Genomic DNA, 26,644 nt, shown 5'->3' with positions numbered 1-26,644 from the left:
ACGTTTTTTAGAAGCGTTTGTTCTTTTTGTTTTGGTTTCGTTTTTTAAAATTGCACAGGCAATCTGCGAAGAAAATTAATGATGTGGGCAACTTGTAAACAAGTGATTTTTATGACAAATGCAATATTACGAGCAACTGGTTCAATTCAGTTTTTATATTGGATATTCATTCAACCAAATTAGCGCTTGTTCATAATCATCAAAAAATTTTACAGATTCTTTCGTATTGGATTGTTGTAAATAATTCAGTATCTCCCCTACTTCAAGGAGAAATGCAATTGCCTTACTATGATTCAAAATAGTTTCATTGAAGAACTTATCTTTCCATACTTTTTGAACAGAAAAATGATTTGGCGTGTACCCTTTTCTATCCACCAACAATTTGTATTTCCGACCCTCGGAAATAAATTGCTGACAAACCTGCTCAAAGCGATTAAACCATTCATACACATCATCTGTTTTAATCTGGCCAATTAGATGGGTAACAATTATATCTCCTGAAACTGTTGTGCTGATATTCGGTTTACTCAACTTAGAATCATCTCCCTTAGTTACAATTATGCATAGCAATCTCATAAAATCAATAAGGATAAAATTCTCACTTGACACTCCCACTCCTAACGATGCAAAATGACTAACGCCAGTCGGATTCTTACTACCACATTCGAAGTCCCTTTCTGGTACGCTAGACGTGTAAGAGGCGGAGTGCCTTTATCTACTCGTTCCCTTAAAGTTCTCGATTGTGGAATTAGATTTAAGTTCATACATTTATCCCTTAATTTCTTTATCCGTAGGCAAAACAATTGCAGCTATTATATAAATTAACACTGTTAATCCGCTAGTAAAAAAGGCGGATAATGCAGTTACTATGCGAAGGATACTTACATCAATTCCATACTTATCGCTTAAGCCACCTGATACTTGTTTATCTTGAGTGGACTTATATAATTTTTTCATCTATACACCCCGATTCAATTAAATATTTGCATTCTAATAATTAGTTCGATCTTTGGAAGAAATTTAAGATTCCTTTAACTAACCTGCCCTTTAATTGAATAACTTTTGACATCTATATTTTAACATAAAATCCCATAAGTCTTCTGTTTTTCATTTAAAACCACATTCTTTTAGAAAACAAGCGTTTATTAAGATAGCAATAAAAAACATATCGAAGCCTATTACTAAAAGAACCATCCCAAAATACTTTGGGATGGTTCTTTTTCCTTATTAATGATTCTTTAACATCACTAACAGCTTCTCTTGACTATACATCCACACTGTAATGATTAAACAAGCAAGTGCGACTTCTGATAACGCCATAAATCCAATTGCATAATGACCTGTCAGTTGGAATAGTACTGTTAAAATTAATGGTGGGAAGAACCCTCCCAATCCGCCTAAAGCTGAAACGAGTCCATTTACAATCCCAGCCTGTTCACAGAAGTACATTGGAACGAGTTTGAAGATTGTACCATTTCCAATACCTGCACAAAATGCAACTAGTAGACAACCAAATGTATACACGTTCATGCTTGGCATAAATGATAGAATAATACCTGAAAGTGTTAAACCGATAAATACGAAGATTAATATTTTAAATGGATTAAATTTATCACCTAGCCAACCGCCAATCGGGCGCATAATTGTTGCGAGTATGATGAATCCAGCTGTCCGCATACCTGCATCGACTTTCTCTAATCCGAAGTGAGATACTAAAAAGTTTGGTAAATATACTGTAAATGCGACAAATGATCCGAAAGTTAAAAAGTAAAAGATACATAAAAACCAAAGTTTTTCATTTTTATATACACCTTTTATTTGTTCCATTAATGGTGTATTCACCTTTTTCTCTTTACGATCACCTAATAAAAAGTTCATAAGTGCAAATGCTGCAAGTAAAACTAAATAACACTGTACCGTCGTTCTCCAGCCAACCGAAGTTGCAATGACAGGTGCTAAGAATGAGGTAATTGCTGTTCCGGCGTTACCCACACCATAAATACCATTTACAAAACCGTGACTCTCTTTCGGAAAGTATTTCGGTAAAGAAGTTACACCTACGGAGAATACCGCCCCACCGATTCCGACGAACAATCCACCAATAATTAAATCCATCATAGAATTGGCAACACTAATATAAAAGACAGGAAATAATAATAGAATAAAACTAATAAAGAATAATTTTCTTGCTCCAAAACGATTTGTCCAATAACCAATTGGAATGCGAAGAACAGAACCTAAAATAACCGGTACTGCTGTTACCATAGAAATTTGTCCCGCAGTTAATGGAATATCTGCTTTAATATAAGGCATTAATGATGATAAAATGACCCATACCATAAAACCGATAACTAGATTAGAAGTTTGTAAGCTTAATTGAAAATTAGGACTTTTCATCCTGTTCCCTCCTATGTATGCATAGTTATATTCATTCTCTCCAGCCTAATCACGTCCTAACATGATTAGGCTGAAAAGAATCAACCACCACTTACTGGCGGAATCATTGCTACGACATCGCCAGTTTGAATGATGTCATCCTCATTTGCGTATTCTTCATTTACGGCGACCATTATCTCGTTTGAAATTGCTACGTTGTATTTCTTAATCAGAACTTCCTTTAGTTCAGAAACTGAAATATTTTCACAATCTATTTGCAAGACCGGCTTACTTGCTTCTTCTTGCAAATGTGCAAATAATAGTACTTCAATCATGTTCTCGTCTCCTTTCCAGGCTCACCATTTACATATGCTATTTTCTCTAACTGATCCCCTATCCATGACTCACCATCTTCCCAAAACTCTTTCTTCCAAATCGGAACAATTTGTTTTATACGCTCCATAATATATTCATTCGCCTCATAAGCTGCATTCCGATGTGGTGTAGAAACAGCGACAACAACCGCAAGATCAGAAATTTGCAATGTACCAATGCGATGTGTAATTGCCACATATGTCCCAGGCCACTTCTCTCCTACTTCGGTACCAATTTTCTCAAGTTGTTTTTCCGCCATTGTCTTATAAGCTACATACTCTAAATATAATGTACGACGTCCTTTCGTAAATTCTCTGACAGTTCCAATAAAAGTAGTAACAGCACCGCACTCACGACGAATTACTTTACTTGTAACACTTTCAATTGAAATAGGTGTATCAATTACTTCATAATACGTATGTGTCATCTTGCACCTCTTATCTTTGTATAAGTTAGCAACCTATTTCTCTTTTACTTGTATGATCGAAGTGGCTCTTTCCATGGCCACTCACTTCCGACGTTTGATTCTAATAACAGTACCGAAACAGTTACTCCCGCTTCAAATCCTCTCGTTCCTCCCGGCAGGATGATACATGCATTCGCCTCTGCAAGTGAAGAAATTGCACTAGATTTATCTAAACCAACTGGTGTAACTTGTAATTGACCATCTTCAATTTCCACTCTTCCTCTTACAAAACGAGTAAATGGGTTTGCTTTCGGAAAATCTTTCTGTAAAATCGCTTCTACACGATGTACGTGCGGATCTTCCCTATGCAAATATGTCCCAATGACCGGTCGAACAAATAATTCACAACCAACATAACAAGCAGAGGGGTTACCAGATAGACCAAATAATAGTTTTCCTTCTACCTCAGCTACAGTTGTCACGCTTCCTGGTCGCATCGCTATTTTATTGAAAAGTACATTAGCCTGTAACCTTTCATAAATAGCAGGTAAATAATCGTAGTCTCCTACTGAAACACCACCAGTTGTAATTAAAATATCGACTTCTTTCATCGCCTTTTTCACAGTGTTATAACACGTCTCTAAATTGTCGGCGAATTGTCCATAATACTGTACAACTCCGCCCGCTCGTTCAATTTGAGCAGCTATCATATAGGAGTTACTATTTCGAATCTTCCCTGGTTTCAGTTGTTCATGTACTTCGAGCAGTTCACTCCCCGTCGTTATAATTCCAATAACCGGCTGTCTTACAACATATACGGAACTATAACCAAACGTAGCAAGAAGCGCCGCTACTCCAGGATTAATAGAAGTTCCTTTTTTCACAAGTATGGCATTTTTCTTTACGTCTTCTCCTTTAAAAGAAATGTTATCACCAGACGCAAAAGAGCGTTTTAATTTCATATAAGTCTTCTCGTTTTCTTCAAACGATTCCGTTAGCTCTAACATAATAACGGTATTACACCCCGCTGGAATTGCGGCTCCTGTCATAATACGTACAGCTTGAAATGCCTTTACTTCTCCTGTAAAAACATAACCTGCTCCAATTTCACCAATCACTTCAAACTGAATGGGGTTACTGCTACTTGCTTCTTTCGTATCTTCCGCTCGAATTGCAAACCCGTCGTATGGAGAGCGATCAAAATGCGGAACATCATGATCTGCAACAACATCTTCTCCAAGAATTCTGCCGTAACTGTCTATAAGAGAAACTTTTTCCGTTTCACTTAGATAGGCGTACTCCATTACACGTGCAACTGCTTCTGCCACTGGAATCGGTATACGTTTTTCTAACATTCCTTTTTCACCTCGTTTTGATAAGGAGAAACGCTCTTTCTATTCACCCTATATATTTTGCGTATAAACGTTTTGCCATTTTCACATCATTAGTCCCATGAATAAATGCCCTACCGTCTGTAAATAAAACAAAACGATATTCATCAACAAGAAACGATAGTAAATATGGTGTTTTTTTGACATTCACACTTTTTTGTAAGCGCTTTTGAATTTCTTCTAAATGAAGAACTCGCTTTATCCCTGGACGGATTTGAACTGTATTCCGCCCGCATAACACTTCAGTTTTCAACTGTGCTTCAAATGTTAAACTTGGATACTTGCGTACATTGCCACAAGATGGACATGTGCTTTTCTTCTGTCTATTTACCTTTAATGAGAGATATTGATTGTTCCAAATATCAAATGATAACATTGTTCCCCTTAGCGCCTTATAATCGTCCACCAATATTTTCATCGCTTCTGTTACTTGGTGAGCAACAACCATTTGTACAGCTGGTTGAATGATTCCTGCTGTATCGCACGTTGCTCCGCCCATTGGATGATCCATTAGGCAGCGAAAACATGGTGTTTCCCCTGGAAGAATTGTATACGTTACACCGTAACTTCCGATGCACCCACCATATATCCAAGGTATATTTTCTTTTTGTGAAATGTCATTGATAAGTAGGCGCGTATCGAAATTATCAGCCGCATCTAAAATAAGCTCCACTTCTTTTGTTAACTCTTCCATCTCCTGCATTGTGACATCCGTTACAATTGGTACAATTTCCACTTCAGAATTAATCCTTCTTAAATGTTCTGCCGCTGCAATTGCTTTCGGTTTACACTGCTGTGCATCTTCTTCTGTATATAACTGTTGCCTTTGTAAATTACTCCATTCAACGTAGTCACGGTCAGCAATTGTCAATTTCCCAATTCCCATCCTAACGAGCGCTTCCGCATTTGCAGCCCCTAGTGCACCCGCACCGATTAGAAGCACATGCTTTTCTCTTATTTTCTTTTGTCCCATTTCACCAATTCCAGAAAATAATACTTGCCTTGAATAACGCTCCTGCATACGGAATCCTCCTTTCATTATCCACCAATGTAGGACATTTCAATTTTTGGACGTTTTTTTGTACTTTCAGCTGTTCTTTCATCTGAATACCGATCTTTTCTAAATTCCCATGTATGTTTTAAAATTTTTAGTAGCGAGGCATCAGAAATATTCTCTTGAAGAAGCGTTCGCAAGTCTGTTCCTTTCGTTCCAAATAAGCATGTAAAAAACTTGCCGTCTGCCGAAATACGAGCCCTCGTACAAGAAGAACAAAAAGATTCGGAGACTGAAGTAATAAATCCAACTTCTGCGTTGCTCCCTACATATCGATATAATTTTGCAACTTCTCCAAAGTAACGAGGTGTAACAGGCTCAAGCGGATATACACGATTAATTTTCTCTATTACTTGTTCCTTCGTAATGACTTGTTCAAAGTTCCAGCCATTCGTACTCCCCACATCCATAAACTCGATAAAACGGAGCTGAATTTCTTGTTCTTTAAAATAACGAGCCATAAGAAGAATTTGGTTATCATTCATTCCTTTTTTTACAACCATATTTACCTTTACTTCTAATCCAGCTGCCTTTGCTGCTTCAATTCCTTTCAAGACAGGTTTTGTACTTACGTTTCGTCCATTAATTTTTTGGAAGACATAATCTTCTATCGCATCTAAACTAATATTTACACGTTTTAATCCAGCTTCTTTTAATAGCTTTGCTTGTTTTGCTAAATGAATACCGTTTGTTGTGAGTCCAATATCCTTTAAGCCTTCTAGCTTTGCAAGCCTTGCAATTAACTTCGGTAAATCTTTACGCAACAAAGGTTCACCGCCAGTAAGCCTAATTTTTTCCACTCCCATACTTATAAATAATCTCGCCAATCTTTCTATTTCATCGAACGTTAATAAAAACTCTTCCTGTAAAAAAGCGTAATCTGGTCCGAACACTTCAGCTGGCATACAGTATGTGCACCTAAAATTACAACGGTCAATAACTGAAATACGTAAATCTTGAAGTGGCCGCTTTAAAGAATCTCTCATCTTCTCGTGCATCTATATCCCTTCTTTTCTACTCAAATCCTTAGTAAGTTTTCAATTTTTTTATTTGCCTTCATTATAAAAAAGAAGCTACATATTCAATGTGACTTTTCTCACATTACTTTCCCCATTCAAAAATTCTTCACAAATCCGTTCGAATTTTGTTCACATCTTTAGTCTCATCTACTTTACATATCGATTTTTTTGTTGGTTATCTTTTTCAACTAAACACTTATAATCATTTCCCCCTTTACTTCCATTAACTCTTAAAAAATATTAATTTGTTTTCCCTTACGGTCATTGAAATTTCACTTTTTTTCAAAAATATCTCTTGCATTTTCATCATACTTACATTCAAAATAAGAAATATATTGTTTATGAGAAGAAAGGTGATCGCTGTGGCAAACAGTATGACATTATCTCAAGATTTAAAGGAATTACTTGCATCTGTTGAATATAAAATGCAGATTAAAAAAGGAAGTTTTATTTTTCAAGAAGGTATGGAAGCAACAGAACTCTATATCATCCACTCAGGAAAAGTACAAATTAGTAAACTAAGTGCTGATGGGCAAGAATTAACACTTCGTATTTGTTCGGCATACGACATTATTGGAGAATTAACATTGTTCACGGACAATGCGAAGTATTTATTAAATTCTAAATGCCTTGAAGATGTTGAAGTAGGAGTAATAAAGCGTGAAACCTTAGAAAAAGCATTACTCCAAAAGCCTGCACTTGTATTTGAATTTATGAAATGGATTAGTGAACATTTAAGAAGAATGCAAACGAAGTTCCGAGATTTAGTATTACACGGCAAAAAAGGTGCCCTGTATTCTACTCTCATCCGAATGACGAATAGTTATGGTGTGTTAAAGGAAAACGGGATTCTCATCGATTTACCATTAACGAATCAAGAACTTGCTAATTTCTGTGCAACTTCACGTGAAAGTGTAAATCGAATGTTAAATGATTTAAAAAAACAAGGTACAATTTCTATTTATAAAGGAAAGATTACAATTCATGATTTACAATTTTTAAAGTGTGCAATTGCTTGTGAAGATTGCTCTGCCTCTGTTTGTAGCATTGAGTAGCATCTAATATAGATGCTACTCTTTTTTCATACACAATTATCTCCTATATAAAAAGACGAGGCCTCCCATTAGACCTCGTTTCATGTTAGCTGTCAGCTCCTATCCGTTTACAGCGGTATTATTTTTTCAATTCATTAGGAATACGTCTTCTGTAAATTACATCACTACGACTTAAATATTTAATTGGGGCACTAAATACATGTACAAGTCTTGTAAATGGCCATACTGCGAAAAGCCCCATCGCTGCAATAATATGAAATTTAAACCAAACAGGTACTTCCATCATATATTCAACTTTCGGTTGGAAAATGAAGAGACTTCGGAACCATGGACCGATCGTTGTGCGATAATCAAACCCTTTTGAGTCGATATTTAAAAATGTTGAGGAAAGTCCTGCTAGCATAACGATAAGTAGTAATATAAGCGCAATATAATCTCCCGTTGTACTCGTTGCAATGATGCGTTTTACGGTTACACGGCGATACGTTAATATAATTAAACCGATGATAGAAGCAACACCTGCTGGAAGTCCGAAACTAATTGCTACTACATGATACATATGTTCAGAAATACCTATTGAACGGTATACGGACTCTGGAATTAAAATCCCCATAATATGACCGCCAATTACGAACATGATCCCAAAGTGGAATAATAGACTTCCGACCCGGAGCATTTTCTTCTCTAATAGTTCACTAGATTTTGATGTCCATCCAAATTGATCATAGTTGTATCTGAAAATATGTCCACCGATAAAGATTGCAAAAATTATATAGGGAAACAACACCCATAGAAATTGATCCATCATTTTGACAACTCTCCTTTCTAATTTGTCTGTACACCCCATGTATCGATAGCGAGGAGTATAGCTGCAAGAATTGGTTCATACATACTATCAGCTTCTTTTAATTGAACGTGCAATGCTTGTATATTTTCCTTGTATTTACTCATAATTGGCTCACTATCTTGCTCATTTGCATTTGCAAAAAACTCAAGTAATAGCGGTAAATAATCAGGTAGTTCTTTATCTGTTACTTCAAAACCAGATTTTTTATAATGCTGTTTTAACTCTAATAATTCAATACCTCTTTCTCTTTGTTCACCGGTGTTCATATAAGTTAAATACATATTTGTCTTTTTACCAAAATCGAATGTATATACGTAACAATCAATTAATTGATCATTCGTTTTATCTAGTGCTTGTTTAATAAATGCTGTAAGTGCTACTTTAACGTCTTTCTGTTCAATCGCTTCAATCTCTTCTTGTAATTCAGTTAAAGCTTCTCCCCACCCAAGTTCCGGATAGGAGAGAAGAAAAGAAGAACAAGAAAAAGCAGTTTGTAAACTTTGTTTCATGATTTTCTGCCCCCTTTATTTAAGAAATTGTCATACAAGAGCCTGGGCCACCTGTGAAGGAAAGGCCACAGCTTCCTTGTTCGCTATATAAATCTGCAACTTGTTCGCGGTGTGAAGTCGGGATGACGAAGCGATCTTTATATTTTGCGATAGCAAGAAGACGATACATATCTTCTACATCCTGTTTCGTTAAACCAAGTTCTTTTAATACGGCTTCATTTGGTTCTTTATTAATTTGCAGTGCTCTCATATGCGTTCGCATGACAGCCATTTTTTTCAATGTAAGACGAATATGTGATTCATCTCCTGCAGTGAGTAAATTCGCTAAATATTGAATTGGAATACGCATATTATCGATAGCAGGGAAAATCTCTTCTGCTTGCCAGTTACTTCCTTTCCCTTCCACCATATTCATAATTGGGCTAAGCGGCGGGATATACCAAACCATTGGCATTGTGCGGTACTCTGGATGAAGAGGTAGAGCGATTTTCCAATCGATAATCATTTTATAGATTGGCGACTCTTGTGCCGCTTTAATCCACTCTTCAGGAATACCTTGTTTTTTCGCTTCAGCTGCTACTTCTGGATCATTTGGATCTAGGAAAACTGTAAGCTGAGATTCATATAAATCTTTTTCATCTTCAACAGAAGCTGCTTCTTTCACTTTATCAGCGTCATATAGCATTACCCCAATATATCGAATACGTCCTACACATGTTTCCGAACAAATCGTTGGCATACCAGCTTCAATACGTGGGAAACACATTGTACATTTTTCTGCTTTATTCGTTTGCCAGTTAAAATACACTTTTTTATATGGACAAGATGATACGCAGAATCTCCAAGCACGACATGCATTTTGATCCACAAGAACAATCCCATCTTCTTCACGTTTATACATCGCACCAGATGGACAAGATGATACGCAAGATGGATTCATACAATGTTCGCATATGCGTGGTAAATACATCATAAAGACATTCTCAAAATCCGTTTTAATTTCTTCTTCCATTTTCTTTACGTTCGGATCTTGTAATCCTGTTATATGTCCGCCCGCTAAATCATCTTCCCAGTTTGGACCCCATTCAATTTTGTCGATAAATTCGCCTGTAATTGCTGATTTCGGACGAGCAACTGGTTGATGCTTACGCTGCGGGCTATTTGTTAATGTTTCATAATCATAGTTCCAAGGTTCAAAGTAATCATCAATTGTTGGTTGATCTGGATTGTGGAAAATATTCATAAGACGCTTCATTTTCGAACCGGATTTCAGCTGAATTTCACCATTTTTCAATTCCCAGCCGCCTTTGTATTTCTCCTGATCTTCCCATTGTTTTGGATAACCAATTCCAGGTTTCGTTTCTACGTTATTGAAATACATATATTCAGCACCTGGACGATTTGTCCAGGTGTTTTTGCACGTTACACTACAAGTATGGCAGCCGATGCATTTATCTAGGTTCATTACCATTCCGACTTGTGCTTTAATCTTCAAGCCAATCTACCTCCTTCAGTTTACGGATTACGACATTTAAGTCACGCTGGTTCCCAGTCGGACCATAGTAGTTAAATCCATAGCTTAATTGGCCATATCCACCAATCATATGTGTTGGTTTAACATGAATACGTGTTGGACTATTATGCGTTCCCCCGCGGGTGCTTGTTAATTTCGTACCAGGCACGTTAATGTGGCGATCTTGCGCATGATGCATAAACGCCATTCCTCTCGGTATACGGTGCGTTACAACAGCACGTGCTACAACAACACCGTTACGGTTAAAGCACTCGATCCAATCATTATCAGCAACACCAGCTTCATTCGCATCATCTTTATTCATCCAAACCGTTGGGCCGCCTCTAAACAGCGTTAACATCGGCAATGAATCGAAGTACATACTATGAATTGACCATTTATTATGCGGTGTTAAATAGTTTAGTGTAATTTCTTTCCCCTCTACTTCAGGGCGTGATTTACGAAACGGTTTATGTTGCAGAATTGGTTTGAATGTTGCCATCGTTTCACCAAATTCTTTCATCATGTCATGATCTAAGTAGAAAGATTGTCGACCAGTTATCGTTCTCCAAGGGATAAGACGTTCCACATTTGTTGTAAATGGTGAGTAACGGCGTCCACCTTTTTCAGAACCTGTAAAGGCTGGAGAAGTAATTACTGTTTTAGGCTGTGCTGTAATTTGTTCGAATGTGAAGCATTCTTCTTCACGTTCTTCTGCTAAATCACGTAGTTTTAAATCCGTTTGTTTTTCAAGTGCTTCCCATGCTTTTACAGCCATATGACCATTTGTTGTAGAAGAAAGTGTTAATACTGCCTCAGCAGCATTGATTGCTTCTTTTATATCTGGGCATCCTTTCGCAATAGAATCCGTTCGAATAATGCCTAATCGACTCTTTAATTGCTCATATTCTTTTTCTGCTGACCAAGAAATCCCTTTCGTACCAATCGGTTGTTTCCCGGCATTTGGCCCAAGGGCTGTCATTTTGTCATAAATCGTTTTATAATCCCTTTCGACAACATGAATTTGCGGCATTGTTTTACCTGGGATTGGTTCACACTCGCCTTTGCTCCAATCTTTAATCTTGCCAAGTGGTTGTGCTAATTCTTGCGGTGTATCGTGAAGAAGTGGTGTTGCAACGACTTCTTTCATTGGCTCAAGATCGATTTTCTTCGCTAAATCTGACACAGCTTTAGAAAGAGTGGTGAAAATATCCCAGTCAGAGCGTGCTTCCCACGGTGAACCGATTGCTGGATTAAATGGATGCACAAATGGATGCATATCTGTACTACTCAAATCATGTTTTTCATACCAAGTTGAAGCAGGTAAGACGATATCAGAATAAAGCGCTGTTCCAGCCATACGGAAATCTAAATTAATGAGTAAATCAAGCTTCCCTTCTGGCGCTTCTTCATGCCACTTAATTTCTTCTGGTCGCAACGAATCACTATCGTCATTCATTAATCCATTTGTTGTACCTAATAAATGTTTTAAGAAATATTCGTGTCCTTTACCAGAACTTGAAATTAAGTTGGCACGCCATACGAATAAGTTGCGCGGGAAGTTATTTTTATTATCTGGATCTTCAATCGCAAATTTCAGTTCTTTTTCTTTTAATTTTTTCGCAACGTATTTTCCAATTTCTTCTTGTGTTGTTGCCCCAGCAGCAACAGCTTCTTTATATAATTCAATTCCATTTTTCTCGAATGTTGGATAGGAAGGTAACCAGCCAAGTCGTGCTGCTAATACATTGTAATCACCGTGATGTTGATAACGAGAGTTACCCTCAATTGGTGATGCTAAATGTCCAACCGGTGTATCTTCATAACGCCATTGATCTGTTACGAAATAGAAGAAAGATGTTCCGTTTTGTAATTTTGGTGGCCCTTGCCAATCTTTTGCCATCGCGATTGTTTGCCATCCTTCTGCTGGTCGTAACTTTTCTTGCCCAACATAATGTGCCCAACCACCGCCGTTTATACCTTGTGCGCCAACGAGAAGAACAAGATTTAAAACAGCGCGATAAATCGTATCAGAGTTAAACCAATGGTTAATACCGGCCCCTACAATAATCATCGAGCGACCATTCGTATCAACAGCATTTTGTGCGAACTCACGAGCGATTTGAATAATAAGCTCTCGTTTCACTCCTGTCATTTTCTCTTGCCATGCAGGTGTAAACGGTACATCATCATTGAAGTCTTTCGGTTCTTGTCCGCCGAGCCCTCGGTTCACGCCGTAATTTGCTAACGTTAAGTCATACACAGTTGTAACGAACACTTCGCCTTCTTCTGTCATAACTTTTTTCACTGGAATTGTACGTTCCAATACTTTGTTTCCATCATCAGAGAAGTACGGAATTTGTACCGTTCCAACCGCATCTTCCATTCCAAGTAAAGAAAGACGTGGATCAATCTTTTCACCTGTTTGTTCATCTTCTAAACGTAAGTTCCATTTCTTTTCATTATCCCAACGTGATCCCATTGTGCCGTGAGGTGTTGCAAAATCTTTCGTGTTCTCGTTCCAAAGAACAGGCTTCCATTCTCCTAACTTTGTTTCACGTCCAATATCAGTAGCATTTAAGAAACGATCAGCGACGAATTGATCTCCTTTTTGTTTCAATGTGACAAAGAAAGGAAAATCAGTATATTGCTTCGCATACTTTGTGAAGTATTCCACTTGATTATCTACGTAAAATTCTTGTAAGATCACATGCCCCATTGCCATCGCAAGTGCACCGTCTGTACCTTGTTTCACACTAATCCAATCATCCGCAAACTTAGTAGACTCGGCGAAGTCAGGACTTACAGAAACAACTTTCGTTCCCTTATATCGAACTTCGGCTAAAAAGTGTGCATCTGGCGTTCTCGTCATCGGTACATTTGAACCCCACGTCATAATGTAACCAGAGTTATACCAGTCACTACTTTCTGGTACATCTGTTTGATCACCCCAAATTTGCGGAGAAGCTGGTGGTAAATCCGCGTACCAATCATAGAAACTAAGCATCGGTCCACCCATAAGTTGCATAAAGCGGCTACCAGCTGCATGACTTAACATCGACATAGCTGGAATTGGTGAAAAACCAACATTTCGGTCTGGGCCGTATTTAATTATTGTGTAAAGTAACGAAGCAGAAACGAGTTGTAATACTTCATCCCAATTCGCACGAATAAATCCACCTTTACCACGCGCCTGCTTATACTTACGTGCTTTTTCAGGGTTTTCCACAATGCTTTTCCAAGCATCTAGTGGTGAATCATTATTTTGTAATTCCTCTTGCCACATACTCCAAAGAACACCACGTACATAAGGATATTTCACACGAAGTGGACTATAAATGTACCAAGAAAAACTCGCTCCACGCGGACATCCTCGTGGTTCAAAATCAGGCATATCAGGACCTGTCGTTGGATAATTAAGCTCTTGTCCTTCCCAAGTTACAATTCCATCTTTCACATAAATGTTCCAACTACATGAACCAGTGCAGTTCACGCCGTGTGTAGAACGAATTACTTTATCATGCTGCCAACGCTTTCTGTACACATTCTCCCATTCGCGATCTTCATATGTTTCTTGTGTATGATTATCGTTATAACGATCTATTGGTGAAAAATATTTTAAACGTCTCATTAGTGCTGAAGGTTTCTTCTTCATCATGTTCACTCCTTTAATACGTCTCTCTTTCATACCCTTACTATAAGAGAGGTTGTAAAATACAGATGTGACATTTCGCACAGTTCAAGAGATTGTCATAAATTCCAGTGAAAATATAAAAAAATGAAAATCTAATCATTGTGGGGTTCACATCCTTCACTGACTGTTAAATTTGATATACTTAAATCGTTAGATCAGTTTATAAATGAAAATGCAATACTTTATATCCACTAAACCAAGGGCAACTGTCCTGAAAATAGTTGACCCAACAACGCCAGGAATGGCAGGATTATAAAGTTATAATAAAAGGAGGATATTATGATATTAGAACCACTTTATGCAGAAAACATTGTAGTAGCCGTCATATATAATAATGAATTTAGATGGTATGTAACAGATAAAGAACTATGGTTTTTAGATTATAATAAATTAGATAATGCATATAAAAATTTAGGTGTAAGCACTGAAGATAATTACGAAACGGAAGAAAGAAATGGAATAAAAGTATTAGATAATGAAAATATAGAGGTGTTTTTACAAAGGATTAATAAATATAACGTAACTAAAGAGGAATTAAATTATTTATTACTTGAAAATATTAAAAGTAAAAATGCAGGAGAAGATCTATTAGATTTCAGTCCAGTGTTATTAATTAACTTTGATGATACAATACTATATTCGATGTTTCCGGAACCAGCATCATACGAAGAATATGTACCAAAAGATTGGATAGGTAAATATGAAGATTTCACTGCATTAATACCTGAATCAGAGAATTATTGGGTAGATGAGTTTCATAATAATCTACTTTTTCTATAATTTAAATAGGACAAGAGTGATGCTAGTATAAAGGAGTAGAATAGTAATGAAATATCCATATAGTTTTGAAGTACTTAACAATAGAGATTTAGTTATGAGACTTCCTCAAGAAATTAAACTTGTTGAAACTTTTTTAGGAGTTGAAGTTTCTGCTTTTGGAGATTGGATTTTAGAAGAAATACATAGTGTTTTAAACGGAGAAAAAAATTACGGAGTAGTAAATGGCAACATTTGCGGTTTAGAAATTCGGAACGACACAACTACTGTGCTAGACAATTTAGCCGAAGATGGTAAAGGTGAATATTGTGAGATAGAAACAATGGAATTGGTAGAATTAATTCATATTTGGTTAGCTAAACGAAAAGAATTAAAAAAAGAGAAAAATAAAGAATTGTAATAATTTAAGTGGCTGGCCTCTACATGCAGTCGGCTTTATTTATTATTTCATATAAATTTTAATCACAAGACATATGATATATGTATCTAACCTTTACGCGTAGGGATTTCTACGCTATTTATTTTGGTTACCAAGGTCATCCTTTCCTTCCCTCCCTCCCCTTCTTTACCGACAATACTCTCGATAACCCATGATTATATATAAATAATAAATATTTGTCACCTTCTGACACCGATTATCCTATTGTTTTATTGTACGTAAGGAATTTATTTTTCTTCAACGCTACTATTTTATATCAAGACATATTTTATATAAAACTACAAATCATTATTTACTGTATTGCCCTTAGTTATGGAAACAATTATACTAGTTGTAATCGAAATAAATAATCTGAATATTCTCGGAATTTAAGATGAGAGTTTTACTACCCGCAAATAGAGGGATAAATTCTATTGTCCACTAAATAGATTAGAAAACGATAATAAAATTAGGAGGATTACAATGCCCCAGCTTGATTCATTACATCCTATTGTAGAAAAAATAATCAACAATATTGAAAAATTAATGGTCGGGAAACGAAAAGAAACGATCTTAGCCTTAACAGCTCTCTTAGCTGAAGGTCATGTACTATTAGAAGATGTTCCCGGTGTCGGGAAAACAATGTTAGTACGCACTCTTTCTAAATCAATTGATGCCGATTACAAGCGAATTCAATTCACACCTGATTTACTGCCGTCAGATGTAACAGGTGTTTCTATTTATAATCCAAAAGAGCTCCAATTTGAGTTCAAGCCTGGACCAATTATGGGGAATTTTATACTTGCTGATGAAATTAATCGTACATCTCCAAAGACACAATCTGCCTTACTTGAAAGTATGGAAGAAGGCAATATCACAATAGATGGCATTACAAGACCGTTACCAAAACCGTTCTTTGTAATGGCTACACAAAATCCGGTCGAATATGAGGGAACATACCCTTTACCAGAAGCTCAGCTCGATCGTTTCTTGCTGAAGCTAAGAATGGGATATCCTACACCAGAAGAAGAATTTGAAATTTTAAACCGGATGGAAAAAACAAATCCACTCTCTCATTTACAAGCTATTACTACAATAAAAGAATTACTTTATTTACAACAAAGCGTACGGGATATAAACATGGACAAAGCAATCAAGCATTACATTGTAAAGCTTGTTAGTCAGACTCGTTCTTATAGTTCTATACAGCTAGGTGCAAGTCCACGCGGCTCAATTGCTTTAATGAAAGCTTCACAAGCTTATGCATTCATCCATGGCAGAAATTATGTTATTCCAGACGATGTTAAATTTTTAGCTCCTTACGTGTTAGCTCACAGACTCATTCTAAAAATGGAAGCAAGATTTGAAGGAATAACAGGAGAACAAGTTATCGCCAAAATCGTTGCACGAACTACCGTTCCAACTCAAAGGAAGATGAACCTTTGATGAAACGACTACTACGGGCGCTATATCACGTTACGAAGTTATTGCTAATACCTTTATGCCTAGTCTTAACATTTGTATACGCTATGCTTCAAGGAGGATTTGTAAGTTGGTTTTTGTTTTACAGTACGATTCCTATTTGCCTTTATTCACTACTACTTCCCTTCTACGCTTTACGGGACGCTGAAGTAAAACGAATAACAAACCAAAACGAATATGCAGCAGGAGAACAATTTTTAAGCACTCTTACAATAGAAAGAAAATTTCCTTTTCCCTTACTTTATTTAGTTATAGAAGATGAACTGCCATCACAATTTACAAATTGTAAACAAACGAAGATGAATAAAGTAATACTCTTTCCAGGACTAAAACGAAATATTTCGTTTCAATATGTTATTGACACAATCCCTAGAGGAGAGCACACTTTTTCAAACGTACGTGTCAAAACTGGCGATCTATTCGGTGTGATAGAGAAAGAAGTAACTTTTTCAGTTCCAGATACATTTTTAGTCTATCCCCAGTATGTAGATATAACGTATCGACAATTGGAAAATCATTTCGAACAAGGGGCACTTTCAGCAAATATAAATTTAGCAAAAGACTCTACAGTCTCTGTCGGTGTCAGAGAATATAAACCTGGTGACCGCTTTTCATGGATTGATTGGAAAGCAACTGCACGAACAAACAATATTATGACGAAAGAGTTTGAACAACAGCGCAGCCATAATATTATGATATTCATGGACAGAACCCCATCTCCTTTATTCGAATCAGTCGTAACGTTTACTGCCTCTATTGTTAGGGCTGTCTTGAAGCAAAATTCACCAGCGTCATTCGTGTCTGTCGGAAAAGAACGAACTTTTTTCCCTTTAGACAATGGAGATACGCAGTTACAACAAATCTTTTGTCATTTAGCGAAAGTACAAGCAGACAGTGTATTCCCGCTCTCCCAGAGCGTAGAAATGGAATTAAGAAAAATTTATGAGCCCGTAACGATTATACTCGTGACAAGCGTTCTTTCTCCCGATATTCAAAAGGCGGCTGACTTTGCAGCTATTAAAAATAGAAAATTAATGGTTTTTGTCGTGAAAGAAAAAGCAAATCAACTTTCACAGCGAGAACTAAGTATACTAGAAACTCTACAAAAACGAAAAATATTTGTAAATGCGGTTTATGAAAACCGGTATACAAACGTGTTTTTTGAGGTGAGCAAATGATAACATTACAAACAAAAAAACAGTGGGATATGAATAGATTCTTCATGCATGTATGTGCACTTCTACTTTTACTAGAATGGCTAAGACCCCTTATAGGTATTACAAATGTAGGTAGATTAGATATTTTTGTAATATTTATAGGAATTTGCTTCACTCTCTCTTTTTTTCAAACAAGATGGCAGATTCCTATAAAAATCGTCACGATCTTATTCATCATTCATTTCCTGTATTATAAAAATGCTTTTATAAATCCATCTTGGCTAACGAAATTTTTTTCTGATATTTCTCGAAATTCCTCCCTGTTTTTCCAAGGGAATTTGCTAGATATTTCTCCAGTTTTTCCAACACTATTATTTTTTTTATCATTTTGGTTTTTGAGTTCTTTCATCTCTTTTTGGATGATTCATAAAAAACGTGGGTTGTTATTTCTTGTATTGACTATTATTTATATCACAACTTTTCATAACTTACATTTATACAATGCAAACTACGCTATTATTCGTACTGTTGTCATTGGCTTTTTTATGCTTAGTCTTCTTCAAATAGAACGAATAAAAGAGATTGAACACTTACAAAATTATGCTAGAGCAATCTCAAAATTACTTAGACCTCTTACAATATTTATTGTATTGTCAGCAACCATCGCATACTTCGCTCCAAAATTTGGCCCTCAATGGCCAAACCCAATGAATTTTTTTAAATTCAACACATCCGAAGCAAGTAAAGAACAAGAAATTTCTAAAATTGGGTATGGTTTAGATGACTCGCAATTAGGTGGTCCTTTTAAGGCGGATAATACAATTGTTTTTACAGCAAAAACGCAAAACAAACAATATTGGAGAGTAGAAACAAAAGATTTTTATACAGGAAAAGGCTGGGAGGTTTCTGAAAATCCGAAAAAGGTTTCTTTTAAAAATAAAAACGACGTCGTGAGTTGGTACGAACAAAATACAAAAACGGAGACAACCGAAGCAACAATCACCATGCAAAAAAGTTATCCTCACCTTACCTATCCAGCAGGATTAGTATCGGTTGAGGCTTCTCCCGATGTATCATACAGCGTTGACCCATTTTCAGAAAAAATCTATACGATGCACGGAGATTCTTCTACTACTTTAAATTCGTATAAAGTAACATATGAAATCCCGGAGTTTTCCATAGAAAATTTGAAAGCTGTAAAAACGAATGAAGGTCATGAAACAAGTTCTTATTTCATGACAAAGTACACACAACTTCCCGAATCATTACCGCAGCGAGTAAAAGACTTGGCTGTCAATCTTACAAATGATAAAGACAACCGATATGATAAAGTATTGGCTATTGAAAATTACTTCACAGACCATTCTTTTGTATACGAAACAATGAATGTCTTATTCCCTGCAAAAAACCAAGATTATGTAGATCAATTCCTTTTCGATACAAAAAGCGGCTACTGTAATAATTTTTCGACTTCTATGATCGTGTTACTTCGTTCTGCCGGGATTCCTGCTCGCTGGGTAAAAGGCTTTACAGAAGGAACTCTTGAGACTACAATTGCTGATGCAGAAGGTGAGAATGTTTATAAAATCGAAAACAATAACGCACACTCTTGGGTTGAAGTATATTTTCCAGGATACGGATGGATTCCATTCGAACCAACAAAAGGGTTTACCAATCCCTATAACTTTATAAATAATCCTTCTGCTTCTACTTCACAAAATAACGAAGAAAATAATTCTCAAAACGCGCAAATGCAAGAGCGGAACAATGAAGCAAAGCTCAAAAGTTTAATAGAAAATACAGATGAATCCTCTACTAAAAAGATCACAAATTCCAAAAATGGATTTTCTTGGTGGTACGTGTTCCTCTCTATGATACCGCTTAGTATTATAGGATACATTCTCTTCACCACTAGAATGAAGTGGATTACATTTTTTATTATTCTTTTCTATAAATATCGAAAAGATGATGCTGTTTATCAAAAAGCTTACGGCGCACTTTTAAAACAATTTGCGAGAATCGGCATACCACGGAGTGAATGTCAAACATTCCGAGAATACGCTCTCCACATCGATACACTTTACAACTCGGCTGATATGCAACAACTTACTTTCAGTTATGAGAACGCTATGTATCAAAAGGAACAGGCCGCAGCCGAATGGAAAAAATCCGTACACTTATGGGAAGTGCTTATGAAAAAAGCAGCTTCTCTGCCTAAATCAAATGACTTCGATGGAGTGATTTAATCTTGATAATGTGGGTTTAAAGAAAACGCCTCAAAGAACTGCATTGTTCTTTGAGGCGTTTTTAATAAAGTGAAACTCCTAGTTATTCTCCAAGTATCTTCTCAATCTCAACCTCTAAATCCACCGGCTTCGTCTGCGGTGCGAAACGCCCTACTACTTTCCCATCTCTTCCAATTAGAAACTTAGTAAAGTTCCATTTTACTGCTTTCATACCGAGTAAACCTGGTGCTTGTTCTGTCATGTATGTATATAGAGGGTGAGCTTTATCACCTTTTACATCAACCTTTGCAAACATAGGAAAGTTTATACCATAGTTTAATTCACAAAAACTAGTAATATCAGCTTCTGTTCCCGGTTCTTGTCCTCCAAATTGATTACAAGGGAAACCTAGTATTTCTAATCCTTGATCTTTATATTTATCATATACTTCTTGTAATCCTTTATATTGCGGTGTAAAACCACATTTGCTAGCTACATTTACAATAAGAAGTGCTTTTCCTTCGTAATCTTTTAACGATTTATCTTCTCCTGTTATTGTTTTAGCTGAAAAATCATAAACTGTCATTGTTCCTACCCCTCTCTTCACTATCATTCTATGTTTATACTATACTACATTCGTGAATATACAGCTCTTATTACGTACTTATACACCAAAATGATAGCGCTTTATTTTCGTTCGAAAATTCGACACAATATACTAGACTTTTATGATGGAAAGTTTTACAATTGAATTGTGAACAAAATGTGACAGTTTGTATTTCCATTATAAAAGAAAAGGATGGTGTTCATTATGAAAACTGCACAACATGAAACGATTTCAAATCGCGAGTTTTATTTCGTACTATATATGATGTTATTGTATGTTACTGGTTGGGTAATCGATGTAAATGGTTTATTCTTAAGCTCCTACTTTAATTTAGCAGGAGAAATTATGCTTCCAATAGTTGGAGGTATTGTTGGACTGTTCGTTATGTCTATTAATAAAGAACAAACGAAATAACAACGATAGAAAAAGGCAGAAGACGAGCTTTCGTTTTCTGCCTTTTTCTATTGTTAGCGTATAATAGATACATACCGTATATAAGGAGTGGTAAATATGAAAAAAGTAGAACAATTATCTTCTCACCTATATCTTATTGATGATTACGACTTACAACATATTGAACGAACAGGTACGTACGTTTTATTAGGTGACGAAATTACTTTAATTGAAACTTGTGCAGCCCCTTCTCTTCCGTATATTTTAGACGGCTTACAACAACTACATATTGATTTAAAAGATGTAAAAAATATCATTGTTACACATGTTCATTTAGATCATGCAGGCGCAGCAGGGCTAATGATGGAAAAGTGCCCAAACGCTACTTTATATGTACATTCGCGCGGCGCTCGTCATATGATTGATCCAACAAAACTTATTTTAGGTGCAAAAGCTGTGTACAAAGAAGATTTCGATAAACTTTTTGATCCAATTCTTCCTATAAAAGAAGAACGTGTTCGTATTGTACAGCATGGTAATACATTAAAAATTGCAGAAGACCGCATCCTTACATTTTATGATACACCGGGACATGCAAAACACCATATTAGCATTCACGATTCATTAACAAACGGCATTTTTACTGGCGATACAATTGGAATTTATTATAGAGAACTTGCAGATCTTAATGTAGAGTTATATCTACCGTCAACGTCTCCTTCACAATTTCAGCCAGATGCGATGATTGCTTCTAAAAATCACATTCAAAGTATGAATGTAGACACTATTTATTTCGGTCATTACGGCGCTTCATCAAATGTTACAGAAGTATATAACCAGCTTGAACATTGGTTACCTATTTTCGTCCATACTGGTAAAGAGGTCTTTGAACAGTATAATGACTTCGATGAAGCGACTAAGGCTTTACAAACTGTATTAATGGATAAAATCTCTTCTCATCTTACAAAGTTAAACGTCCCATCAGATCATTCCGTTTATAATATTTTACATCTGGATATAGAAATTAGCGCGATGGGCATTATTGATTATTTCACGAAACAAGAGAAATCCAAATCCACTATTAACTAACAGTAAAAGAAGAGATATACAACAGTAGTTATTGTATATCTCTTCTTTTTTTGAATATATTTTGAGTAAAGGATGGTGGAATGCAATGCAAAAAGTGATGCTATACCTCTGCTTTACATTATTTATCGTCTTATTATTATTTGTCGGAGTGAAAATTCAATTTTATTTAGATACAGACGCGCAGGTGAATTTTAACGTTTATCCAAGATTATTTTACTTTACACTCTTCCCTCTTGTAGTTGGCATTTTATTACGATTCCTTCAATCCATTAATCGTGAAACGAGTAAACAAAACTGGAGCTTTCAGCCGGATAAATTTATCGCTATTACATTGCCTACGCTATTCATTTCCTTTTCCCCAGCTCTACTCTTTTCACCAGTTGGTTCATACCTACCTTATTTAGCTAATATTATTCTTGTGAATACGACTTTCGTTACCATTATTAGTTTAATAGCTGGTTACTCACTTTTAGATTGTTTGATACAAAAAGACAAGGGGAATAGTAAGGAATATAACTAAGTAATTTCCCACTTTCACTTTATTAAGCAAATCAAGATAATTCTGCCCCTGACTTGTATGCAAAAGAACCTAATGTTCAATTTTCAAGTGTCGTTGGTTATGGTGGTTTATTTATAAGTGCAATACTCCTTGTAAGAGTAGCTATTCATGCGGTAAGGAAATTTAAGTAATAATAAAACGAGTATGAAATCACGTAGATTTTATACTCGTTTTTTATTGTTTATATATTCAATATGTACTAGGAAATTTATGTTAAACTATAGAAAATCGTGCAATAAGTCAAAATACATTTCAATCAAGGGAGAATTATTATGTATAGATTTTTTGGATTTTCGTGTCTAATGTTTCTCGCAAGTATATGTTCTTTCTTTATTTTAAGAGGACCTAATGCAAATTTAACTTTGATTATTGCGATTCTAGGCATACTTTCATTACTCGGTATTATTTTTGCGATAGCATCAAAAAATTGGTTATTCGGAATAGTTGGTACTGCATTAAATGGCGTAATATTAGTATTTGTATATTTCCTATTGCTAGCAAAAGGAATAGGTGGTTAATATATTTACGTTTCAATAAGAAAAGCTCACAGCTTAAGCTATGAGCTTTTTTACTTATCTCACCTTTTCATCTACATACTCCATAAACTGTTCTGCTTTAATAAACCTTTCTTTATACGCTTCAGGTACTTCTTCTACTGTTATCCCACCACTCGATTTCGCTTTTACTAATACAGTTTGATATGACATTAACGCTTCCATATATTGTTCATACTCTTCTGAAGTTAATACTTCTTTACTAGATTTATGGCCATTTAATTTATCAAAATACGGCTGAAGTTCCATTTCTACCTTTTTCATTTCTTCTTTTTTAGCTGGTGATAATTGATCATAATCAATATTACCGTTCGAATCCCCGTACTCAAGCTTTGCATTTGTTAATTTCTTTAGTTCTTTTGTAAACTCTTCATATTCCTCCGCACCCATTTCATCTTTCGCTTGTGATAACTTTGCATTAAAACGCATGTATCCTTCTAATGTTATAGCTCCGGCATGCTTCTTTAAATTTTCAAAAGACCCGTATATACCATCTGCCATAATAGATTGATAAGCAAAACCCGTTGTCGGAATTAAAAATGCTGCTGCAAGCACTTCTGCGATAAGGCGCTTCTTCCTTTTACTTCCACTGCGCTTCATTTTTATTTGAATGATTACTTTTTCTTTTAACTCCGGCGGTGCTACAATCCCCTTCGCTTCTTCTTGTATAGATTCTCTAACTCTACAATCTAAGCTCATTTCACATTCCCTACCTCTCCTAAAAAGATTTCTTCTACTTGTTCTTTTTGGCGTAGTTTCTTTAATGCCGCATGAATTCTAGACTTCACTGTACCGATTGGAATATGTAATATTTGTGCTACTTCTTCTTGAGAGTAATCGTGTAAGTATCTTAAGATAATAACTTGTTTCAATTTATACGGTAACTTATGAATGAGTTCGATTAATTTTTGATTTGATATTTTACTTACAACATCGCTAGAAAAATCAATTTGCACTGGCTTTCTTTGCTCTTCTGCTTTTTTTACAATTCGCAGTCGCATCCACCTCTTTCTTCTATAAGAATGAATTTGTTTAATCGCAAGTCCAATGAGCCAAGGTCTAAATGGCTTCTTGCTATCATATTTACGAAGCGATTCATATAGCTGTATGTATATTTCTTGAACGACATCATCTACATCTGCTTTGTCTTCTATTAAAAAATGTGCTGTCTTATATATTTCTTGAATCGTTTTATCATACAATTCGCTATACGCTTCTTTATTGCCTGATAAAGTTAATTGGATTAAATCTGTATACACTGTTTCATCCTTCATGTACCATCCCTCCTTTGTCTTACACTATATATTGGCAAGAAAACGATATTTCGTTCGATTTTTCAAAAAAGTTTTTTATATACATTAATATAATGATCTAATGACTTCATAGGCTTCACTTATAACCTTGCATAACAATTATATAATTTTCCAATTCCTAATGAAGATTTAAAATAATATATATAGTCAAATTTAGGAGGATGTATATGAAAGCTATCGTTGTAACTTCATTCGGTGGTCCTGAAGTGTTGAAATATACAGACATGGATATTCCTACACTTTCAGATAACCAAGTTTTAATTCACGTTGTTGCTACTAGTGTTAATTTCGCCGATATTAAATCACGTTATGGCAAAAAAGGAAACAAAGCCTTACCTTTTATCCCAGGGATAGATGCAGCTGGTATTGTAGAACACGTAGGTTCTCATGTGAAAAACATTTATCCTGGCCAACGAGTCATAGCTTTTCCTCAAAATGGTTCTTACTCTGAATATGTTGTTGCAAATGAAAATCTTACTTTCGTATTACCGGATGAAGTTGATTTCCAGACTGCAGCCGCTTGCCCTATCGTATCTTTTACAAGCTACAATTTACTTGTAAATGTTGCAAGACTTCAACAAGGTGAATCTGTTCTAATTCATGCAGCTGCTGGAGGAATTGGTACTACCGCGATTCAACTCGCAAAATTATTAGGGGCTAAAAAAGTAATCGGGACTGTCGGAAGTGAAGCAAAAAGAAAAATTGCTTTAGATGCTGGTGCTGATTATGTTATTTGTCATCAAGATGAAGATTTTGTAGAGAAAGTTAATAAGCTGACAAACGGAGAAGGAGTTAATGTAATTTTAGACTCTATTTCTGGTACTATGTCAGAAAGAAGTTTAAAATGCCTTGCTTATTACGGTCGTCTCGTCCATTTCGGCAATGCTAGCGGAGAAGTTGGTCATTTTCAAACAAAAGATTTACACGCAAGTTGCCGTTCTATACTCGGTTTTAGCTTTGGCACTACACGAAAAAAACGTCCTGAATCACTCCAAGAAACTGCGAAGCAAGTTTTCCGTTATTTACGCGATGGAAGTTTACAAATTAATACTACGAAATCTTTTCCTCTTCAAGACGCAGGGAAAGCACATGAATGGGTCGAAAGTAGACAAAGTACAGGGAAAGTAATACTAAACGTTCAGACAGCTCCCTAAAATGAATACATGAAATAGAGGTGTTATTCATGGGATCACGAATTATGCATATCATTATCGCGAGCGGGATTGCCGAAAAACTATCTATTCCAGACAAAACTTCTTTCTTACTTGGTGGTGTAGCTCCTGATGCTGTTCATTCAAAAGAAAAAAAAGGAACTTCACATTTTTACGCTGGTACCACGAAGAACTATACGAGAAGAATAGATTTTGATTCATTTATTCATAAATACGAAAATCATATGGATTCCCCTTATATTTTAGGTTATTATACCCACCTCATTGCCGATGATAATTGGCTAAGCGGCTTTTTTCTACCTTGGCTTAAAAACAGAATGGAAAACGACGAAACTATTGCACCTATGTACTATAACGATTTTAAATTATTGAACGCAAAGTTGTTGCATCATTACGATAAAGAACAACAACTCTTCTCCCTTCTTAATCAAGAGACTACCATTGTGAATATCGATGAGGTTTCTAGAGAGAATGTTTTAGCTTTTCGGCAATATATTTTTGAAGATATGCTATATCCTGAGCAACATTTGCATGAAGAGTTACAAGTGTTTTCATTTGATCAAATCGTTGGTTATATTGAGACTGCAATTGAAAAAGGAACATTTTTTATAGAACAACTCGCTAATAAAAAATTCACTTCAAATATTTAATCCCCCTCA

General features: G+C 35.8%; 27 protein-coding genes. 12 read left to right on the top strand and 15 right to left on the bottom strand.

Annotated elements, in window-relative coordinates; translation table 11 throughout:
- Positions 1-153: 153 nt before the first annotated feature.
- From JDS80_RS14975 to moaA, 8 genes are all read right to left on the bottom strand, one after another.
- Complete coding sequence (locus tag JDS80_RS14975) at positions 154-576, bottom strand: STAS/SEC14 domain-containing protein (protein ID WP_206774590.1); 423 nt, start codon at positions 574-576, stop codon at positions 154-156.
- Positions 577-768: 192 nt separating this feature from the next.
- Positions 769-957: a PspC domain-containing protein gene (locus JDS80_RS14970; RefSeq protein ID WP_098890094.1), complete on the bottom strand. Its 189-nt coding sequence runs from the start codon at positions 955-957 to the stop codon at positions 769-771.
- Between the two features lie 270 nt (positions 958-1,227).
- Complete coding sequence (gene narK, locus JDS80_RS14965) at positions 1,228-2,397, bottom strand: nitrate transporter NarK (protein ID WP_199639012.1); 1,170 nt, start codon at positions 2,395-2,397, stop codon at positions 1,228-1,230.
- A gap of 80 nt (positions 2,398-2,477) precedes the next feature.
- Complete coding sequence (gene moaD / locus JDS80_RS14960) at positions 2,478-2,711, bottom strand: molybdopterin converting factor subunit 1 (protein WP_098890092.1); 234 nt, start codon at positions 2,709-2,711, stop codon at positions 2,478-2,480.
- Entirely contained in the window at positions 2,708-3,178 is a 471-nt protein-coding gene (locus tag JDS80_RS14955; RefSeq protein ID WP_098890091.1) for a molybdenum cofactor biosynthesis protein MoaE, read from the bottom strand. Before JDS80_RS14955 ends, moaD begins: the two co-directional genes overlap by 4 nt.
- A gap of 44 nt (positions 3,179-3,222) precedes the next feature.
- Entirely contained in the window at positions 3,223-4,512 is a 1,290-nt protein-coding gene (locus tag JDS80_RS14950) for a molybdopterin molybdotransferase MoeA (RefSeq protein ID WP_199639010.1), read from the bottom strand.
- Positions 4,513-4,555: 43 nt separating this feature from the next.
- A complete protein-coding gene (locus tag JDS80_RS14945; protein ID WP_199639008.1) occupies positions 4,556-5,569 on the bottom strand; it encodes a molybdopterin-synthase adenylyltransferase MoeB in 1,014 nt (337 codons plus the stop codon).
- Positions 5,570-5,586: 17 nt separating this feature from the next.
- A complete protein-coding gene (gene moaA / locus JDS80_RS14940; RefSeq protein WP_199639006.1) occupies positions 5,587-6,600 on the bottom strand; it encodes a GTP 3',8-cyclase MoaA in 1,014 nt (337 codons plus the stop codon).
- Between the two features lie 383 nt (positions 6,601-6,983).
- On the opposite strand from moaA, the gene JDS80_RS14935 reads away from it, so the two are divergent.
- On the top strand, positions 6,984-7,676 hold the full coding sequence (locus JDS80_RS14935) for a Crp/Fnr family transcriptional regulator (RefSeq protein WP_098890087.1): 693 nt from the start codon (positions 6,984-6,986) through the stop codon (positions 7,674-7,676).
- Between the two features lie 118 nt (positions 7,677-7,794).
- Here the strand turns inward: JDS80_RS14935 and narI are convergent, their stop codons facing one another.
- From narI to JDS80_RS14915, 4 genes are read right to left on the bottom strand one after another with little or no spacing between them, the layout of a single operon-like run.
- On the bottom strand, positions 7,795-8,484 hold the full coding sequence (narI, locus tag JDS80_RS14930) for a respiratory nitrate reductase subunit gamma (RefSeq protein WP_199639004.1): 690 nt from the start codon (positions 8,482-8,484) through the stop codon (positions 7,795-7,797).
- A 17-nt stretch (positions 8,485-8,501) separates the two neighbouring features.
- Positions 8,502-9,032 carry a nitrate reductase molybdenum cofactor assembly chaperone gene (narJ, locus tag JDS80_RS14925; RefSeq protein WP_199639002.1) on the bottom strand — a complete coding sequence of 177 codons (531 nt, stop codon included), beginning with the start codon at positions 9,030-9,032 and terminating at the stop codon, positions 8,502-8,504.
- Between the two features lie 19 nt (positions 9,033-9,051).
- The gene (narH, locus tag JDS80_RS14920) at positions 9,052-10,527 is read right to left on the bottom strand and encodes a nitrate reductase subunit beta (protein ID WP_193410915.1); all 1,476 of its coding nucleotides are present in this window, start codon (positions 10,525-10,527) and stop codon (positions 9,052-9,054) included.
- A complete protein-coding gene (locus JDS80_RS14915) occupies positions 10,517-14,203 on the bottom strand; it encodes a nitrate reductase subunit alpha (protein ID WP_180237392.1) in 3,687 nt (1,228 codons plus the stop codon). The genes narH and JDS80_RS14915 overlap by 11 nt, the downstream gene beginning before the upstream one ends.
- A gap of 315 nt (positions 14,204-14,518) precedes the next feature.
- Between JDS80_RS14915 and JDS80_RS14910 the strand changes: the two genes are divergently transcribed.
- The 5 genes from JDS80_RS14910 (at position 14,519) to JDS80_RS14890 (ending at position 20,319) form a co-directional block, all read left to right on the top strand.
- Positions 14,519-15,019 carry a hypothetical protein gene (locus JDS80_RS14910; RefSeq protein WP_199639000.1) on the top strand — a complete coding sequence of 167 codons (501 nt, stop codon included), beginning with the start codon at positions 14,519-14,521 and terminating at the stop codon, positions 15,017-15,019.
- A 46-nt stretch (positions 15,020-15,065) separates the two neighbouring features.
- Positions 15,066-15,416: a hypothetical protein gene (locus JDS80_RS14905; protein WP_002118790.1), complete on the top strand. Its 351-nt coding sequence runs from the start codon at positions 15,066-15,068 to the stop codon at positions 15,414-15,416.
- A gap of 501 nt (positions 15,417-15,917) precedes the next feature.
- Entirely contained in the window at positions 15,918-16,880 is a 963-nt protein-coding gene (locus tag JDS80_RS14900) for an AAA family ATPase (RefSeq protein ID WP_098890082.1), read from the top strand.
- Positions 16,880-18,094 carry a DUF58 domain-containing protein gene (locus JDS80_RS14895; RefSeq protein ID WP_098890081.1) on the top strand — a complete coding sequence of 405 codons (1,215 nt, stop codon included), beginning with the start codon at positions 16,880-16,882 and terminating at the stop codon, positions 18,092-18,094. Before JDS80_RS14900 ends, JDS80_RS14895 begins: the two co-directional genes overlap by 1 nt.
- The gene (locus JDS80_RS14890) at positions 18,091-20,319 is read left to right on the top strand and encodes a transglutaminase TgpA family protein (RefSeq protein ID WP_199638998.1); all 2,229 of its coding nucleotides are present in this window, start codon (positions 18,091-18,093) and stop codon (positions 20,317-20,319) included. Before JDS80_RS14895 ends, JDS80_RS14890 begins: the two co-directional genes overlap by 4 nt.
- An 82-nt stretch (positions 20,320-20,401) precedes the next feature.
- On the opposite strand, the gene bsaA is transcribed toward JDS80_RS14890, so the two are convergent.
- Positions 20,402-20,884 carry a glutathione peroxidase gene (gene bsaA, locus JDS80_RS14885; protein WP_098890079.1) on the bottom strand — a complete coding sequence of 161 codons (483 nt, stop codon included), beginning with the start codon at positions 20,882-20,884 and terminating at the stop codon, positions 20,402-20,404.
- A gap of 225 nt (positions 20,885-21,109) precedes the next feature.
- Between bsaA and JDS80_RS14880 the strand changes: the two genes are divergently transcribed.
- The 4 genes from JDS80_RS14880 to JDS80_RS14860 all read left to right on the top strand — a co-directional run bounded on the left by JDS80_RS14880 (position 21,110) and on the right by JDS80_RS14860 (position 23,464).
- Positions 21,110-21,319 (top strand): DUF3925 domain-containing protein, encoded by a 210-nt coding sequence (locus JDS80_RS14880; RefSeq protein ID WP_000844980.1) that lies wholly within the window; start codon positions 21,110-21,112, stop codon positions 21,317-21,319.
- A gap of 96 nt (positions 21,320-21,415) precedes the next feature.
- Positions 21,416-22,387 carry an MBL fold metallo-hydrolase gene (locus tag JDS80_RS14875; protein ID WP_142347573.1) on the top strand — a complete coding sequence of 324 codons (972 nt, stop codon included), beginning with the start codon at positions 21,416-21,418 and terminating at the stop codon, positions 22,385-22,387.
- 85 nt (positions 22,388-22,472) lie between these two features.
- Positions 22,473-22,907, top strand: a complete 435-nt coding sequence (locus JDS80_RS14870) for a hypothetical protein (RefSeq protein ID WP_098890077.1) — start codon at positions 22,473-22,475, stop codon at positions 22,905-22,907.
- A gap of 311 nt (positions 22,908-23,218) precedes the next feature.
- Positions 23,219-23,464, top strand: coding sequence for a hypothetical protein (locus JDS80_RS14860; RefSeq protein WP_002118769.1), 246 nt, complete (start codon positions 23,219-23,221; stop codon positions 23,462-23,464).
- 54 nt (positions 23,465-23,518) lie between these two features.
- Here JDS80_RS14860 and JDS80_RS14855 read toward each other — a convergent pair whose 3' ends face one another.
- The gene (locus JDS80_RS14855) at positions 23,519-24,199 is read right to left on the bottom strand and encodes a DUF3600 domain-containing protein (protein ID WP_199638996.1); all 681 of its coding nucleotides are present in this window, start codon (positions 24,197-24,199) and stop codon (positions 23,519-23,521) included.
- Positions 24,196-24,774: a sigma-70 family RNA polymerase sigma factor gene (locus JDS80_RS14850; RefSeq protein WP_098890075.1), complete on the bottom strand. Its 579-nt coding sequence runs from the start codon at positions 24,772-24,774 to the stop codon at positions 24,196-24,198. The genes JDS80_RS14855 and JDS80_RS14850 overlap by 4 nt, the downstream gene beginning before the upstream one ends.
- A 206-nt stretch (positions 24,775-24,980) precedes the next feature.
- Here JDS80_RS14850 and JDS80_RS14845 point away from each other — a divergent pair, with 206 nt between their 5' ends.
- Both JDS80_RS14845 and JDS80_RS14840 read left to right on the top strand, forming a co-directional pair.
- Positions 24,981-25,967, top strand: a complete 987-nt coding sequence (locus JDS80_RS14845; protein ID WP_199638994.1) for a quinone oxidoreductase family protein — start codon at positions 24,981-24,983, stop codon at positions 25,965-25,967.
- Between the two features lie 29 nt (positions 25,968-25,996).
- A complete protein-coding gene (locus JDS80_RS14840; protein WP_098890073.1) occupies positions 25,997-26,635 on the top strand; it encodes a zinc dependent phospholipase C family protein in 639 nt (212 codons plus the stop codon).
- The last annotated feature ends 9 nt before the right edge of the window (positions 26,636-26,644 follow it).

This window comes from Bacillus cereus group sp. N8, from assembly GCF_016483685.1.
In the GTDB taxonomy this organism is placed as follows: Bacteria; Bacillota; Bacilli; order Bacillales; family Bacillaceae_G; genus Bacillus_A; species Bacillus_A proteolyticus.
Note: the sequence above shows the minus strand (reverse complement) of the source record. Positions and strands in the feature narration are given on the sequence as shown.